Annotated in this window: 13 protein-coding genes and 2 pseudogenes; 3 read left to right on the top strand and 12 right to left on the bottom strand. The window is 70.8% G+C overall.

Annotation, left to right across the window (positions count from 1 at the left end):
* From ACZ4WH_RS37065 to ACZ4WH_RS37035, 7 genes and pseudogenes are all read right to left on the bottom strand, one after another.
* Positions 1-159: pseudogene (locus tag ACZ4WH_RS37065) on the bottom strand (5,10-methylene tetrahydromethanopterin reductase); the annotation flags it as partial.
* Between the two features lie 170 nt (positions 160-329).
* A complete protein-coding gene (locus ACZ4WH_RS37060; protein ID WP_468189236.1) occupies positions 330-1406 on the bottom strand; it encodes a DUF5954 family protein in 1077 nt (358 codons plus the stop codon).
* 294 nt (positions 1407-1700) lie between these two features.
* Positions 1701-2096 (bottom strand): DUF3566 domain-containing protein, encoded by a 396-nt coding sequence (locus ACZ4WH_RS37055; protein WP_468189234.1) that lies wholly within the window; start codon positions 2094-2096, stop codon positions 1701-1703.
* 698 nt (positions 2097-2794) lie between these two features.
* Entirely contained in the window at positions 2795-3388 is a 594-nt protein-coding gene (locus tag ACZ4WH_RS37050) for a DinB family protein (RefSeq protein ID WP_468189232.1), read from the bottom strand.
* A gap of 73 nt (positions 3389-3461) precedes the next feature.
* On the bottom strand, positions 3462-4364 hold the full coding sequence (locus tag ACZ4WH_RS37045) for an EamA family transporter (protein WP_468189240.1): 903 nt from the start codon (positions 4362-4364) through the stop codon (positions 3462-3464).
* Between the two features lie 201 nt (positions 4365-4565).
* Complete coding sequence (locus ACZ4WH_RS37040; protein ID WP_468189229.1) at positions 4566-5141, bottom strand: dihydrofolate reductase family protein; 576 nt, start codon at positions 5139-5141, stop codon at positions 4566-4568.
* 178 nt (positions 5142-5319) lie between these two features.
* Positions 5320-5661: pseudogene (locus ACZ4WH_RS37035) on the bottom strand (RNA polymerase subunit sigma-24); the annotation flags it as partial.
* Positions 5662-5674: 13 nt separating this feature from the next.
* Between ACZ4WH_RS37035 and ACZ4WH_RS37030 the strand changes: the two are divergent.
* Positions 5675-6547: an alpha/beta fold hydrolase gene (locus tag ACZ4WH_RS37030; RefSeq protein WP_468189227.1), complete on the top strand. Its 873-nt coding sequence runs from the start codon at positions 5675-5677 to the stop codon at positions 6545-6547.
* A gap of 21 nt (positions 6548-6568) precedes the next feature.
* Here ACZ4WH_RS37030 and ACZ4WH_RS37025 read toward each other — a convergent pair whose 3' ends face one another.
* Positions 6569-7126, bottom strand: a complete 558-nt coding sequence (locus tag ACZ4WH_RS37025) for a pyridoxamine 5'-phosphate oxidase family protein (RefSeq protein ID WP_468189225.1) — start codon at positions 7124-7126, stop codon at positions 6569-6571.
* A gap of 154 nt (positions 7127-7280) precedes the next feature.
* Positions 7281-8027, bottom strand: a complete 747-nt coding sequence (locus ACZ4WH_RS37020; protein ID WP_468189223.1) for a TetR/AcrR family transcriptional regulator — start codon at positions 8025-8027, stop codon at positions 7281-7283.
* Positions 8028-8143: 116 nt separating this feature from the next.
* Between ACZ4WH_RS37020 and ACZ4WH_RS37015 the strand changes: the two genes are divergently transcribed.
* Positions 8144-9592 carry an MFS transporter gene (locus tag ACZ4WH_RS37015; RefSeq protein ID WP_468189221.1) on the top strand — a complete coding sequence of 483 codons (1449 nt, stop codon included), beginning with the start codon at positions 8144-8146 and terminating at the stop codon, positions 9590-9592.
* Positions 9593-9635: 43 nt separating this feature from the next.
* On the opposite strand, the gene ACZ4WH_RS37010 is transcribed toward ACZ4WH_RS37015, so the two are convergent.
* Together ACZ4WH_RS37010 and ACZ4WH_RS37005 are read right to left on the bottom strand one after the other, a co-directional pair.
* Positions 9636-10817, bottom strand: a complete 1182-nt coding sequence (locus tag ACZ4WH_RS37010; protein ID WP_468189219.1) for a serine hydrolase domain-containing protein — start codon at positions 10815-10817, stop codon at positions 9636-9638.
* A gap of 178 nt (positions 10818-10995) precedes the next feature.
* Positions 10996-11790: an MBL fold metallo-hydrolase gene (locus ACZ4WH_RS37005; protein ID WP_468189217.1), complete on the bottom strand. Its 795-nt coding sequence runs from the start codon at positions 11788-11790 to the stop codon at positions 10996-10998.
* Positions 11791-11861: 71 nt separating this feature from the next.
* On the opposite strand from ACZ4WH_RS37005, the gene ACZ4WH_RS37000 reads away from it, so the two are divergent.
* On the top strand, positions 11862-12467 hold the full coding sequence (locus tag ACZ4WH_RS37000) for a TetR/AcrR family transcriptional regulator (protein WP_468189215.1): 606 nt from the start codon (positions 11862-11864) through the stop codon (positions 12465-12467).
* A gap of 462 nt (positions 12468-12929) precedes the next feature.
* Here ACZ4WH_RS37000 and ACZ4WH_RS36995 read toward each other — a convergent pair whose 3' ends face one another.
* Positions 12930-13493, bottom strand: coding sequence for an HAAS signaling domain-containing protein (locus ACZ4WH_RS36995; RefSeq protein ID WP_468189213.1), 564 nt, complete (start codon positions 13491-13493; stop codon positions 12930-12932).
* Positions 13494-13522: the final 29 nt, after the last annotated feature.

Below are 13522 nucleotides of genomic sequence, written 5' to 3'. Positions count from 1 at the left end.
CGCGAAGACGTCCAGGCCGACCTCCTCGGCCTTCAGCGCGATGGCGACCATGGCCTTGATCCGCTCGCGCTCGGTCGGGGTCCGCCCCGTGGTGGGGTCCGGCGTGACATCGCCGACCGAGAAGATCCCGAACTGGGTGGGTACTGCGGAGTGTTCCACTGACGTCACGGGGGACTTCCTCGGACTCGAAGGGCCTGGTGACTCGACGCTATGACGCCGATTCGTCCCGAATGACTTCTCCGTGCACAGGTGCGTGCCCTACAGCGCACGGTGTGCGGCTCGGACTGCTCGACGGCGTTGTCAGTGGTGCGGCATACGATCGGCGCCGACTACTCCCACTGCTCGGCGCGCTCGTGGTCGTGGTCGTGGTGCACCTTGCCGTCCTCGTCCAGGAACGGGTGAGTCCGGCTGGGAGGGTGGATGCCGGAGTCGGACGGGCGTGCTCCCTCGGGCCCGTCAGGCCCCCACCGCAGCAGTCGGCGGGCCCGGCAGATACGGCGGACAGAGCCCTGGACCTCGATCTGATCGGCGCGTTCGGCCCGGAGCCGGTCGGCGGCACGGACGTACTCGGCGAGTTCGCCGGCCGCCGGATCGGTGCCCTCGGCCACCACCGTACGGGCGTCGACCTTCAGGGCATCGGCATCCCAGGGAATCAGGCCCCGCCGGCGCGGCTCGAACCAGGTCACGGTGGAGTCCAGCGCCCTGCGGGCCTCGTGCGCGTCGGCGTGCAGGCCACTGCTCGCCGTCCACCCGGCGCCGTCCCGCTCCACGACCCTGTACGTCGTGGGCATCAGCATCACATCGGGATGTGTCTCCCGTGCCCGTCGGGAGTCACCGAGCACGTCCTCGGGGAACCGGGACCCGGTGTAAGCCAGGCCGCGCAGCAGCAGCCGCTCCGCCGCCTGGGCGGGCGTGACCGGCGCGTCCGGGTCCAGTACCAGCCCGTCGTCGATCCGCACCTGCGGAACGCCAAGGTCCCAGTTCGGGACGGCCGGCTCGGGATCGGTCGGACGGGGCCGCTCGATGCCGTCCCGCCCCGTACCGGCGTACTCCTCCGCCCGCACGATCCGGTAGCGGGTCCCGAACACGGTGAGTTCATCGACGTGTTCGTTCTCCAGCCGGGCCACCGCCGCCAGCAGGGCACGGCGCTCGTTGGCGCTCCCGGCCTCGTCCTTCGCCCGGAACCACAGCAGGGAGTCGAGGCTGTCCCGGGCCTCCTGCGGACAGCCGGCCGCCACCGCCACGACGACCCGCCACCGTGGTGCCTCCCCGGAGTCCTGCGCGACCACCCCGAACAGGGGGCCCCGCACCAGCATCGTCGCGATGTCCAGCGTGGCGTCGAGCGCGTCGGCCTCCCTGACCGCCTCCACCGGATCCGTCGGAGGCCGCACCACGATCGGTCGCATCCGCCCCGGACCCGTATCCCCACGACCCATGTGCCCCATGCGCTCATCCTGCCGACAACGACAGGCGCTCAGTACGGGGTTCCTGGCCCCCGACCAGCCTGGACGGCGGCCGGCCCGAAGGGGCGACTCGGAACGAGCCACCGCTGTCCAGCGGTGTCCAGACGCTCGAACCACCCGATCCGGTGAACCACTGATCCGTGGACACCGCCGCCCGCGCATACGGCTTGTCCGGTCGGTCCGTTGCCGAGGCGGGCGGGAGCGATCAGGGGGCGGGTGAGACCGAGGGGGCTTCCGTCACCGCGACCACCACCGTGGCCGGAGGGTGCGCCCACGCAGACAGCGGCGCACACGGACCCGGGCTCGGGCCATGGCCGGCAGCACCTGCCCGGCCGCCGGGGGCAGCTCCACCTCGTCGGTCACGGACACCTCGACGCCCCCGCTGTAGAGCGCCGACAGGTTGTAGAGGAAGGTGCCCAGCGTCGCCAGTCCCGTCCCCAGGACGACCTCCACGGTGACGACGCCGATCGCGATGGCCACGACGGTGCTCAGCTCCGGCAGGATGTCCGGGGCCATCGCCTCCATCATGATCCAGAGGACGACCGTGGTGACGATCGCGAGGACGCCGACCCCCGCCAGGAGCAGGAAGCTCGTCACCATCACCGACCAGGGGTCCCCCTCGGATATGCGCATCCGGATCGTCCGGGCTCCGGGCGCGGCGGCCCGTCCGGACCCGGCCGGCCGGCTCTCGGCACCACCTCCCGTGGCCGTCCCGGACGGAGGGACGGGCCCTGGGGCAGACCCGGCCGCAGCGGGGGACACCGACGTGGACCCGACGCGATCGGCAACGCCGGACCGCTCCACCGGAACGGACCCCTCCGCGGGGCGGGGAGGTGCGGCGGACGCGTTCTCCGAGGAGCCGCGGGCTTCGCCGTCCTCTTTCACCGCCGCCTGCTCTCCGGCGGTGGTGCGGGGCCTGCGCTTGGCTCGACTCATGCCTGTCTCCCTGACTGGCCCGGCAGCCTCGCGGTGCCCTCCCACATCGAACGGGCCTCCGTCGACCACCCGGCGGCCTCTGGGGCCTGCTGGTCCGTGCATCCGACCGTATGGGCGCCGGGATGACCCCGCACCCGGACGAGGTCCCGCAGACGGGAGCCGCGAGCCGCCCGCGACGGCACGGGAACCGCCTCACCCCGGGCCGGACCGCACCCGCCGAGCGACACCGGATCGCACCGGGGCGACGCCGCCGAATGGGTGTACGAACGTGTCGGCCGTACGACGGACACGTGCCCCGAGGGACTGAAGATCTCGCGGCTGGCACTCCACGCCGATGCTCACCACGCTCCCCAGGTCACCGCCTGCTACGTCCCGAAGCGGGGCACGCAGGTGTGTCACGCCCCTCGGTCGGCTTCCCGAGCTGCGCGCTCCAGCCGGCTTCGATAGTCCTCCCACCACGCCGAGTCGCCGGGCGCCATGCTGTCGTTGCCCTTGTTCATCCCGACGGCACCGTCCATGAGCTCCCGGACGGTATCGGCGTGCCCGGCGTGCCGGTGCGCGTCAGCGATCCCCCGCACTACGGCATGCTGCAACGTCACCTCGTCCCTGCCGTCGGGCCACCACGGCACCCTGCCGATCGTCTCCGGCGCCAGCGCGTCGATCGTCGCGTCAGCGTGCCGCCACGCCCGGCGGTACAACTCCACGACGTACTCCCGTGACTCGTCGGCGGTGGCCCACACGTCCGCGTTGGGCTCAGCACCTTCCGCCAGCCAGGGCAGCGGCTCGTCGGACGGCCGTCCGAAGGTGTCGCCGAGGTAGCCCAACTCCACGCCGGCCGCGTGTTTCACCAGGCCGAGGAGGTTGGTGCCGGTCGGCGTCAGCGGGCGGCGGATGTCGTACTCCGAGAGCCCTTCGAGCTTCCACAGCAGGGCATCACGGGCGGACTGAAGATAAAAGCGAAGGTCGGCCTTGAGATCCGATGCGGTCATGGGGCCGGTCTGCCGCTCGCGTGATCTCTGGCACCGCCTTTTCCACCGCTCGCCCCAGCCGGGGTCCAGGCGGCTAGGCGTCCGCGTGGGTGCCGCGGGTGGCGCCCGCCGACGCGGCCACCACGCACAGCACCGCGATCCACTGCGACCAGTGCAGCGACTCGTGGAGCACGACGAGGCCGATGAGGGCCGCCATCGCTGGTTCGAGGCTCATCAGGATGCCGAACACGCGCGGCGGGACCCTGCGCAGTGCTTCCAGATCCAGCGAGTACGGGATCACCGACGACAACAGTGCCACGCCGAGCCCCGCCACCAGGACCCACGGCTGCATCAGCGCCGTACCGCTGTCGGCCACGCCGAACGGCACGGCCAGCAGCGCCGCGACGGCCATGCCGAGAGCCAGACCGTTGCCCTCCGTGGTGTGGCGGCCCAGTGCCGCGCCGACCAGGATGTACAGGCCCCAGCAGGTTCCCGCGGCGAGCGCGAACAGAAAACCGACGAGGTCGAGGTCGCCGCGTCCCTCCATCAGCAGGACCACACCGCCTGCCGCGAGTACGGCCCAGAACGCGTCCAGCCATCGCCTCGACCCGGCCAGGGCCACCACCAGCGGTCCGAGGAACTCGGTGGTCACCGCGATCCCCAGCGGGATGCGGGCCAGCGCCAGGTAGAAGCACAGGTTCATGAGGCCGAGCGTCACGCCGTAGCCGAGTACGACCGCCCACGCGCGACGAGGCATACGCAGCGACGGCCGCCACAACACCACCAGCACCGCCGCCGCGAAGAACAGCCGCAACGCGACGGTCCCGAAGCTGCCCACCGCGCCGAACAGTTGCTTGGCCAACGCCGAGCCCACCTGGACGCTGACAATGCCCAGCAGCACCAGGGCCGTGGGCGGGATCGCTCCGAAGCCACGTCCGGCCGGCGCGGTCAGGGCGGACCGGGGGGACGGGCCGCGTTCAGTCGCGTCGACGTTCATGGTGGCCACGCGTGGATTATTGACGGCCGGGCGCCGCGCGTCATGCGATTTTCCCGGCAGATTCCCGGGCGTCCCGCCGGGATTCCACTCCTGCTCCCGTCGACGCGGACGAGGAACGCCAGGTGCCGCTGCTCACCTTAGCCCGCATGAAGAGCTGGAAGATCCTCCGCGACTGCCGCCCGAAGGGCGACGGGACAGCCCTTAGACGGATGCCTTCGTGTAGGTGAGGACGAGCTTCCCGTTGTCGAACACGCGGCTGCCGGTGAGTTCGAAGGCGCGCGGCGAGAACTCGGCGCGGAAGAGGGGAATTCCGGATCCGGCCACGACCGGGTACTGCTTGACGATCAACTCGTCGATCTCGGGGAGAAGTTGCCCGGCCAGGTCGCCGCCGCCGCAGAGCCAGATGCCCAGCCCCTCCTCCTTCTTGAGCCGGCGTACCACCGCGACCGGGTCCTCGGTGACGACCTCGACGGACGGATCGGGGCCAGCGCCCAGCGAGCGGGAGAAGACGATCTGCCGCAGGTGGGCGTAAGGGCTGGTGAGACCTGTGGCCAGGCCCGGGTCGTAGGTGCCGCGGCCCATGAGGACGGTGTCGAAGCGTACGTTCGGAGCGTCCGCGACACCGAGGGCCGCGCGCGCCGGAGTGGGCAAGGTCTCCGGGAAGTCGGCCGCGAGATAATCCCCCATGACGTACGGGGAGAAGAAGTCGTAGCCGCCGTCGGGGGCCGCGATGAAACCGTCGATGGTGCCGGCGACGAAGTAGGTGAGCTTGCGCATTCGCGTCCTTGTCTGTCGGGTGACGTAACTTCGGGTGACGTTTTCGGGTGGCCGCGCATCTCCCAATTCCCCGCGTTCCAGCCCGGTTTCCGGCCACGGCTGACGATTCTGCGGCACCCCCCGGGCCTTGCCGCAAGCCCCCCGGTGCGTTATACGTTGATCATGGCGGCGAAGTCGCTCATCGCGTCCCGACGTCGTACGTGATGCCGTTGGCGATGGCCCGGAGTTTCTCCGGGTTGGCCCCGTTGTGGACGGCGGTGATACGGCCGTCGGCGGCGAAGTCGAAGGTGACGGGGGCGATCACGCGTCCCGGCCCGCTGAACACCAGGCCCGGTCCGCCGTTGATCTCGACGAGTTCGGCCTTCATGTCGGCGGGCTCGACGCCCTGGTAGGTGACGGTACCGATGGCCGCGAACCAGGCGGCCACCGTGCCCGAGCCCACGACCGGGCGCAGGGCCTGGCGGACCTTGCCGCCGCCGTCGTTCCACAGGGTGACGTCCGGGGACAGCAGTTCCATCAGGTCAGGAATTAGCATGCTCGCCCCGGTCACCCGTACCGTTCACCGTCACCTGGAGGTGGACGGCGTCCGCGTCTTCTACCGGGAATCCCTCCCCGACCGCACCGACGCCCCTGTGCTCCTGCTCCTGCACGGCTTCCCGTCCGGCTCCCACCAGTTCCGCGACCTCATCGGCGTCCTCGGCTCGCACTACCGGTTGATCGCCCCCGACTACCCCGGCTTCGGCCACACCCGGGCCCCGGACGACTTCACCTACTCCTTCGACCGCCTCGCCGACATCACCGAGGGCTTCGTCCAGGGCCTCGGCCTGGACCGGTTCGTGATGTACGTCTTCGACTTCGGCGCACCCGTCGGCCTGCGCATCGCCGAACGCCACCCCGAATGGATCGCCGGCCTGATCGTGCAGAACGGCAACGCCTACGACGAAGGCCTCTCCGACGCCGCCCGCGGCCTCATCGGCCTGACCCCCGAGACCCCCGGAGCGAGCGACGCCATCCAGGGCATGCTCACCATCGACGGCACCCGCAGCCAGTACGAGACCGGCGTCGCCGGCCCCGACCTGATATCCCCCGACGGCTACACCCTCGACCAGCACTTCCTCGACCAGCCCGGCCGCAAGCAGGCGCAGGAACAGCTGATCTTCGACTACCGCTCCAACCTGGAGCGCTACGACGCCTGGCAGGCATGGCTGCGCCGGCACACCCCGCCCACCCTCATCACCTGGGGAAGCAACGACCCCTTCTTCCCCGCACCCGGTGCCCGGGCCTACCTCCGCGACCTGCCCGACGCCGAGCTGCACCTCTTCGACACCGGCCACTTCGCCCTGGAGACCCACCTGCCGGAGATCGCCCCCCTGATCGCCGACTTCCTCGACCGCGCCTGGAAGTGACCGGTCCCGGGACCGTCTGGGTCAGAACGTCCACCGTGTGTGCGAGTACACCCCGTCGTCCCGGCCGAAGCCGTACGCCGTCGCCGGGGTCAGCGCGAACACCACCGCGTCCCCTCTCCGGAACGCGTCGCCGATGCCGTGGAAGGGGCCCTCGGGCGAGGTGATGTGCGGCCCGTACTTCGCCTCGTACGCCGTGATCACGTTCTCCAGGGCCGCCGGGTCGGTGACGGGCTCCGCCGTGCCCTCGATCACCAGGTCGAGCCCCTGGGTGAGGGAGTTGCCCCCGGTGGTCAGCGCGCAGTGCGCGTCGTGGGCCAGGTTCCTCGCCTTCTGCTCCCCAGGGCCGGTGGCGAAGTACAGCACCCCCTCGTGCCAGGTGGCGATGACGGGGGTGACGTGCAGCCGGCCGTCGGGCCGCACCGTGGAGACCCAGAAGATCTCGGCGGTCCCCAGCTGCCGCTGGGCCTCGGCCCACTCGGTGGCGGTGACGTCCGAGGCGCCCGGGCGGGGGTTGGTCGCGGAGCTGTAGCGGGCGTCGAGCTCGGTCGTGGGGTGGGTCGCGGGGCCTTGTGCGGCCATGGCGGATCTCCCTTCTCTCCCCGAGAGACCTGACAGATCTCCCGGAGACACCTGACAGAGACCTGATGGAGGCCTGAAAGCCTCCGTCAAAATCATCGTCCCCTGCCGCCGGCCTCACATCCCGTGCCGGGCGTGCCACGAGACTCCGGCCTGGTCACGGATCTCGCCGTGCCCCCGGCAGGCCGTCGATCATCAGGCCGATGGTGAAGTCGAAGCGGTCGTGGACGGTCCCGGCGGTCAGCTCGGCGGCGTAGCGCTTGGTCTGGGGAAAGGTGTCGGGCAGTGCGGCGAATCGGCGCAGCAGTTCGTCGCGGCCGACCACCCAGGTGTCGTCACTGCGGTCGAGCCGCCTGTTCACCAGGGAGATCTCCAGGCTGTAGGCGTTGACGTAGAGCTGGAGCGAGTCGATCGCCCAGGCGGCGACCTGCGGGTCGATGCCCCCGGCGAGCAGGATGGCGAGCATTCCCTCGCTGACGCGCAGCGTGTCCAGATTGGACGGGGCGGCGGCGAAGGCCGCCTGGGAGATGCCCGGGTAGCGCAGATACTGGTCGCGCAGCTGGGTGCAGACACCGGTGATCTGCTGCCGCCAGAGAGCGGGGTCCGGCTCGGGCAGCTCGATCCGGGCGCACAGACGGCCGATGAGCAGCTCGTCCAGGTCCTCCTTGTTGACCACGTGGGCGTAGAGCGACGACGGTCCCGTCTCCAGCGCGGTGGCCACGCGCCGCATGGTCAGGGCCTCGTACCCCTCTCTTTCCACGATGCCGAACGCGGTGCTGATGATGGCCTCGACCGTGATCGGCTTCTTGCGCCCGCCGGCCGGCCCACGCCGGGCCGCGGGTGCGCTCGGGTCGGTGCCGAGTTGGTGCCGTGCTGCGCGCCGTTGCTGCGGAGTCGGTGACATACGGGGAGTCTAGCGAACGCGCGAACAGTGTTCTGCGCGCTTACGAGCGGTGTTCTACGTCACTCAGAACGCTGTTCGCATTGTGCAGAACACCGATCGTCTGTAGAACACTGTTCGTGTCCATTCATCAGCACGCATCCCAAGCTCCTGCCCCCACCCGCCCGCTGCCGCCGCGCACCGCGTGGCTCGTCCTGGCCGTCGTGGTCCTGGCCGACCTCATGGATCTGATCGACTCCAGCGTCGCCAACCTCGCCGGTCCCTCCATCCGCGCGGACCTCGGCGGCGGCCAGGTGACGGTGCAGTGGGTGCTGAGCGCCTACACCGCCGCCTTCGCACTCGGCCTGGTCACCTCGGGACGGCTCGGGGACCTGCTCGGGCGCCGACGGCTGTTCCTGCTCGGCATGACCGGCTTCACCCTGGCCTCGCTGGCCTGCGGCCTCGCCCCCGACCCGGTCTTCCTGATCGTCGCCCGCACCCTGCAAGGCCTGTGCGGGTCGGTCATGATCCCGCAGGGTCTGGCCCTGGTGAAGGTCGTGTTCCCGCCCGAGCACCTGCGCAGGGCACTGACCCCGGTCGGCCCGCTGATGGGCCTTACCATGGTGGGCGGGCCCATCCTGGCCGGCTGGCTGCTCCACCTGGACCTGTTCGGCAGCCAGTGGCGTTCCATCTTCCTGATCAACGTCCCGTTCGGCGTCGTCGCCGCCGTACTCGGACGGCGTGTCCTGCCCCGCCGCGGCGGAGAGGACCCGGCCGCCCGCCTCGACCTGACCGGCGTCGGCCTGCTCACCGCCGCCTCGGCCCTGCTCATCGTCCCGCTCATCCAGGGGCGCGACCTCGGCTGGCCCGCCTGGACCTACGTCATGATGGGCGCCGCGGTCGTCCTGCTCGCCCTGTTCGTCGTCTCCCAACGGCACAGTGAGCACCCCGTCATCGCACCGTCGCTGTTCCGCAAGCGCAGCTTCGTCGTCGGCCTGGTGATCGTGGCCGGGTTCTACGCGTCACTGAGCGCGTTCGTCCTCGTCATCAACCTGCTGCTGCAACAGGGCATGCGCTGGACGCCGTTGCACACAGGCCTCACGCTGATCCCCTGGGCCCTCGGCACCGCCGTCGCCGTCCTGCTCTCGGGTGCCGTGCTCGCCGAGAAGCTGGGACGCGCCGGCCTGCGCCTGGGGCTGGCCGTCGCCGTCATCGGCCTGCTGGGCCTGTGGTGGTCCACCGCCCACTGGGGCGCCGGCATCACCGCCGGGAAGCTGGCACCCGCGCTGCTGCTCACCGGCTTCGGCTCCGGGCTGGTGTTCGTCCCGCTGGTCGATTTCATCATCGGCGATGCCACCGCCGAGGAAGTCGGCACCGGCGCGGGCCTGCTCAACGCCGTCCAGCAGTTCGCCGGCGCCATCGGCGTCGCCGCCCTCGGCACGGTCTTCCTCGCCCGGGTCGGGCACCCGTCCCTCCCCTCCTACCTCGCCGCCGCGGAACTGGTCTTCGGCATCGCCGCGGCCCTGAACGTCCTGACGCTCCTCCTGGTGGGCCTCCTGCCCAAGCACGCCCAGCAGGCGCACGGTTAGCGCTCAGCACCGCCCGGAAGGGGCTCCCCCGGAAGGGGCTCCCTCACCGCACCCGGTCCGCCGGACCGGTGCCGCGGGCCACGCTCCTCCAGAAGTCCCGCATCAGCGGCGTCGGTGTCGGGTTCTCCATCGCCACCTGCGTCAGGAGGATCGCGACCGTACCCGTGGACGGGACGATGTGCGCCGTCGTACCCGTGCCGCCCACCCAGCCGTAGCGGCCGGGGACGTTCCAGGGGTCGGCCGGGGTGACGTCGACCTGGCCGCCGTAGCCCCAGCCCTGGCCCTCCAGGAACAGTGTGGCGTCGGCGCGCTGCCCGGCCGTGAGGTGGTTGGTGGTCATACGGGTGACCGACGTGCGGGTCAGGAGGCGGTGGCCGTTGCCCTCACCTCCGTTCAGCAGCATGCGGGCGAAGGCCAGCCAGTCGTCGGCCGTGGAGACGAGGCCCCCGCCGCCCGAATGGAAACGCGGGAGGCGACTCCACAGCCCGTCGGGGGTGTCCGCCAGTTCCAGGGTTCCGTCCGGGGACGGGGACGGCGACGGGGCGTAGGACGAGGTGAAGCGGTGCCGCTTCGCCTCCTGGACCTCGAAGCCCGTGTCCTTCATGCCCAGCGGCTCGAAGATCCGTTCCGCGAGGAAGTCGGGGAGCGTACGGCCCGACGCGCGGGCGACCAGGATGCCCTGGAGGTCGGAGGAAGTGCCGTACAGCCAGGCCTCTCCCGGCTGGCGCAGCATCGGCACCTGCGCGAGGAGGCCCAGCCAGGTGTCCGGGTCGGGCCAGTCCTGAAGGGCGCGGCCGTCCTTCTGCACCGTGAACAGGGACCGCACCGCCGGGAGGGAGAAGTCGTCGGGGAAACCCCAGCCGGTGCGGGAGCTGAGCAGGTCCTCGACCGTGATCGGGCGGGCCGCCGGGACGACGTCGTCGACCGGCGCGTCAGGGGTGCGCACCACGCTCGGCTTCGCCAGCTCCGGCAGCCACTGCTCGACCGGGGCGTCCAGGGCGAGTCGTCCTTCCTCCACCAGCATCAGGACCGCCGCCGCTGTGATCGGCTTGGTGAGGGACGCGATACGGAAGAGCGAGTCCCGCGCCATCGGCGCGGTGCCGCCGGTATCGACCGACCCGGCGGCCACGGCCTCCACGTCGTCCCCGTGGGCGACCAGGCCGACGGCGCCCGGCACCTTCCCCTCGTCGACATACCGGTGCAGGGTGTCGTACAGCGTGTTCATCGGGGGCCTTCCGGTCAGGTGGTCGTCACAGGTACGACTCCGGAGCCGGCGGAAAGTCATCGGCTGCCCCGGCGCCCGCCCGCGTGCAGCCGACCATCGCTTTGCATCGCCATCGCCATCGCCTCGACGGTGCAGTCGGGGGTGCGTGGCCCACCGGGCCGGAGGGCCACGCCCGCGTTCAGATGGTCAGGTCCTCGCCCAGCTTCGGGGTGAGGATGTCGTAGGTCTCCCCGGAGGCCGCCTCCACGAAGCGCGACAGTTCATCGGGCTGGGTGCTGTAGACGCCGTCGATGTGGAAGCCGTCGTAGTGGATCGGTATCGCGGCCTTCGCCCCGAGCAACCGGGCGGCCACGGCCGCCTGTTCGGCGTCGAGTGCGGCGGGATACGGGCTGGGCGGCCGGCAGTGCGGGAAGCAGACCGCCGGTCCGTTGATGGGGGTCAGTACGGCGTCGAAGGGGCCGTACCGGTGGGCGGCGCGCCACCAGTAGCCGTGGAACATGCTGTCGCCCAGGTGGATCACACGTTTGCCTCCGGCCTCGATCGCCCACGAGACCTGCGGGTCTCCGATGGCGTCGACGGCGGGCACGGCGGCGATGGTGAAGGGCCCGATCGTGGTGGTCTCCCACGCGGCCGTCGGTCGTCTGGACAGATCCCGTTCGTTGAGTTCACCGTCGGCCTTGAGGGTCCACAGATTCTCGTGGTCGTCACCGCCGAACGGCTCGGGATGCAGCACCGGCGCACCCGGACGCAGGGCACGGGCGAGCGCGGCGGCGTCCGTGTGATCGCGATGCAGATGGGTGCAGAGCCCGGCGAGCACGTTCCCCTCCGTGCGCGGGTGGGTGACCTTCGGCAGCGGTGCCGTGAGCGGGGTCCCTTCCAGGACCCCCTCGGGCCGGCCCAGCAGGTCTACGACCAGACTCTCGCCCTGCGCCTCGAGTTCCACCCCGGCCCAGCCCAGCCATCGGATACGCATCGGTGCCCCCTTGGTTTAGCGTACGATCGTTCGCTAAGTTAGCATACGATCGTTCGGTAAACTCTGTTGTCATGAGGAGATCCGCCGACGAGGCTCGACGCACACGTGACCGCATCGTCGGCACGGCCGTGCTCCAGGCGTCCAGCGAGGGCCTGTCCGGCCTGACCATCGGCTCGCTGGCCGAATCGCTCGGCATGAGCAAGGCCGGGGTCGTGGGCCCTTTCGGCTCTCGGGCGGAGCTGCAACTCGCGGTACTGACCAAGGCGGTGGACATGTTCACCGAGGCGGTCGTGACACCGGGACTCGCGGTCGAGCCGGGTCTGCCGCGCCTGCGAGCGGTGATCGACCACTGGTGCGACTACCTCGCCCACAGCCCGTTCCCCAACGGCTGCTTCGTCACGGCCGCGTCCTGCGAACTGGATGGGCAGCCGGGCGAACTGCGCACCCACCTCCGCGAGGCGGTGCTCCGCTGGCGGGCCTTCCTGCGGGAGCAGATCGCCACCGCGCAAGCCGCGGGGGACATCAGCACGGCCCTCGACGCCGACGCCCTCGTGTCGGGGCTGGCCGGCATCGCCATGTCGGCCAACCAGGAGATCCAACTCCTCGGCGACACCACCGCGGCGACACGCGCACACGCCCTCATGCACACCCTCATCGGCGCGCAACGCCGGCCGTAGAGTCGTCACCTTCACCCGGCTCCATGGGGAGCCGCGTCAGCTCACCCGTGAGTGGATCGCCGGGTCCCACTCGGGTCATTCGGCGGCACAGCCTCGCTCTTCTCACCCTCGGCCACGGACATCACCGGCTCACCGGCCTGCCACCGACGAGGCGACCACCCGACGTGCCGGCCGGCGGGACCGACGTGGCTGAGCAGTTCAGAAGCCGGCGACTGTTCCCGGCCGTGTGGGTGAGGCAGGACCGCCGGGTCCGGGGCGCTGGCAGACCTGGGGACGACCAGGGCCTTGGGCAGCCGTGCTCGGACGGTGGAGGGTCGATGGTGTCCGGACGGCCGCGATTCGGGGTGTCCGGCTGCCGGCGCCGGTCGCCGAGGACGACGAGGACGGCGGCACGCTGCCGGCCTCACTCCACATGTCCTCGCCGAACCGGCCTGGGCCGGGAAGCCGTCAGGCGATTCCTGATCAGGACGACATGCGGCGCCCTGTCCGGAAGAGGTATACCGATGCGGCCGCCGGGACCAGCACGCTGGGGGCGACGAGAGTGAGCAGCCCCGGGTCGAGTGGCCCCGTTGTTACGGCGGTGAGGGCTATGCCGACAAGCGCGACAGGGACCGGGAGGGTGGCCGCGGTGCTGATGATCTTGTCACGCCGGCTCCAGTGAGGTGCTGCCCACAGCAGCACGACGCCGGCGATCATGGCAATGCCGCCCAGGGCGATGTTGACGCCTCCGAGAAGTCCGGCCACCGGCAGCAAGACCAACGGGGCAAGGCTGTGCCACTTGCTGACCGGCGGCGCGATGGTCTCGCCTTCGCGGGCGGTGGCCACGATGGTGCGGGGGTCGCCGAGGCGGTCCAGGACGGCTTTCACCTCTGCCTCGCTGCTGGCCGGCTGCTCGGCGAACGCCACCGCGATGTGCTCCGTCAGATCGGCAAGAAGCTCGTTGCGGCGCTCCGGTGTCAGGGCTGCGGCCTCGTGTGCCACAGCCTCCAGGTAGGCCACCGCAAGCGGGTGCTCGACGGTCTTCATAGTGAATCTCCAGGTGCGGGCAGTAGGGA

The organism is Streptomyces sp. NPDC029138, assembly GCF_055564375.1.
The sequence above is the reverse complement of the archived record's forward strand: the minus strand, read 5'-3'. Positions and strand labels throughout refer to the sequence as shown.

What these genes read in the sequence shown, in the direction of transcription:
- ACZ4WH_RS37060 (WP_468189236.1), bottom strand. Translation starts at nt 1,406, where the DNA reads ATGCGACCGATCGTGGTGCGGCCTCCGACGGATCCGGTGGAGGCGGTC.
- ACZ4WH_RS37055 (WP_468189234.1), bottom strand. Translation starts at nt 2,096, where the DNA reads ATGCGCATATCCGAGGGGGACCCCTGGTCGGTGATGGTGACGAGCTTC.
- ACZ4WH_RS37050 (WP_468189232.1), bottom strand. Translation starts at nt 3,388, where the DNA reads ATGACCGCATCGGATCTCAAGGCCGACCTTCGCTTTTATCTTCAGTCC.
- ACZ4WH_RS37045 (WP_468189240.1), bottom strand. Translation starts at nt 4,364, where the DNA reads ATGAACGTCGACGCGACTGAACGCGGCCCGTCCCCCCGGTCCGCCCTG.
- ACZ4WH_RS37040 (WP_468189229.1), bottom strand. Translation starts at nt 5,141, where the DNA reads ATGCGCAAGCTCACCTACTTCGTCGCCGGCACCATCGACGGTTTCATC.
- ACZ4WH_RS37030 (WP_468189227.1), top strand. Translation starts at nt 5,675, where the DNA reads ATGCTCGCCCCGGTCACCCGTACCGTTCACCGTCACCTGGAGGTGGAC.
- ACZ4WH_RS37025 (WP_468189225.1), bottom strand. Translation starts at nt 7,126, where the DNA reads ATGGCCGCACAAGGCCCCGCGACCCACCCCACGACCGAGCTCGACGCC.
- ACZ4WH_RS37020 (WP_468189223.1), bottom strand. Translation starts at nt 8,027, where the DNA reads ATGTCACCGACTCCGCAGCAACGGCGCGCAGCACGGCACCAACTCGGC.
- ACZ4WH_RS37010 (WP_468189219.1), bottom strand. Translation starts at nt 10,817, where the DNA reads ATGAACACGCTGTACGACACCCTGCACCGGTATGTCGACGAGGGGAAG.
- ACZ4WH_RS37005 (WP_468189217.1), bottom strand. Translation starts at nt 11,790, where the DNA reads ATGCGTATCCGATGGCTGGGCTGGGCCGGGGTGGAACTCGAGGCGCAG.
- ACZ4WH_RS37000 (WP_468189215.1), top strand. Translation starts at nt 11,862, where the DNA reads ATGAGGAGATCCGCCGACGAGGCTCGACGCACACGTGACCGCATCGTC.
- ACZ4WH_RS36995 (WP_468189213.1), bottom strand. Translation starts at nt 13,493, where the DNA reads ATGAAGACCGTCGAGCACCCGCTTGCGGTGGCCTACCTGGAGGCTGTG.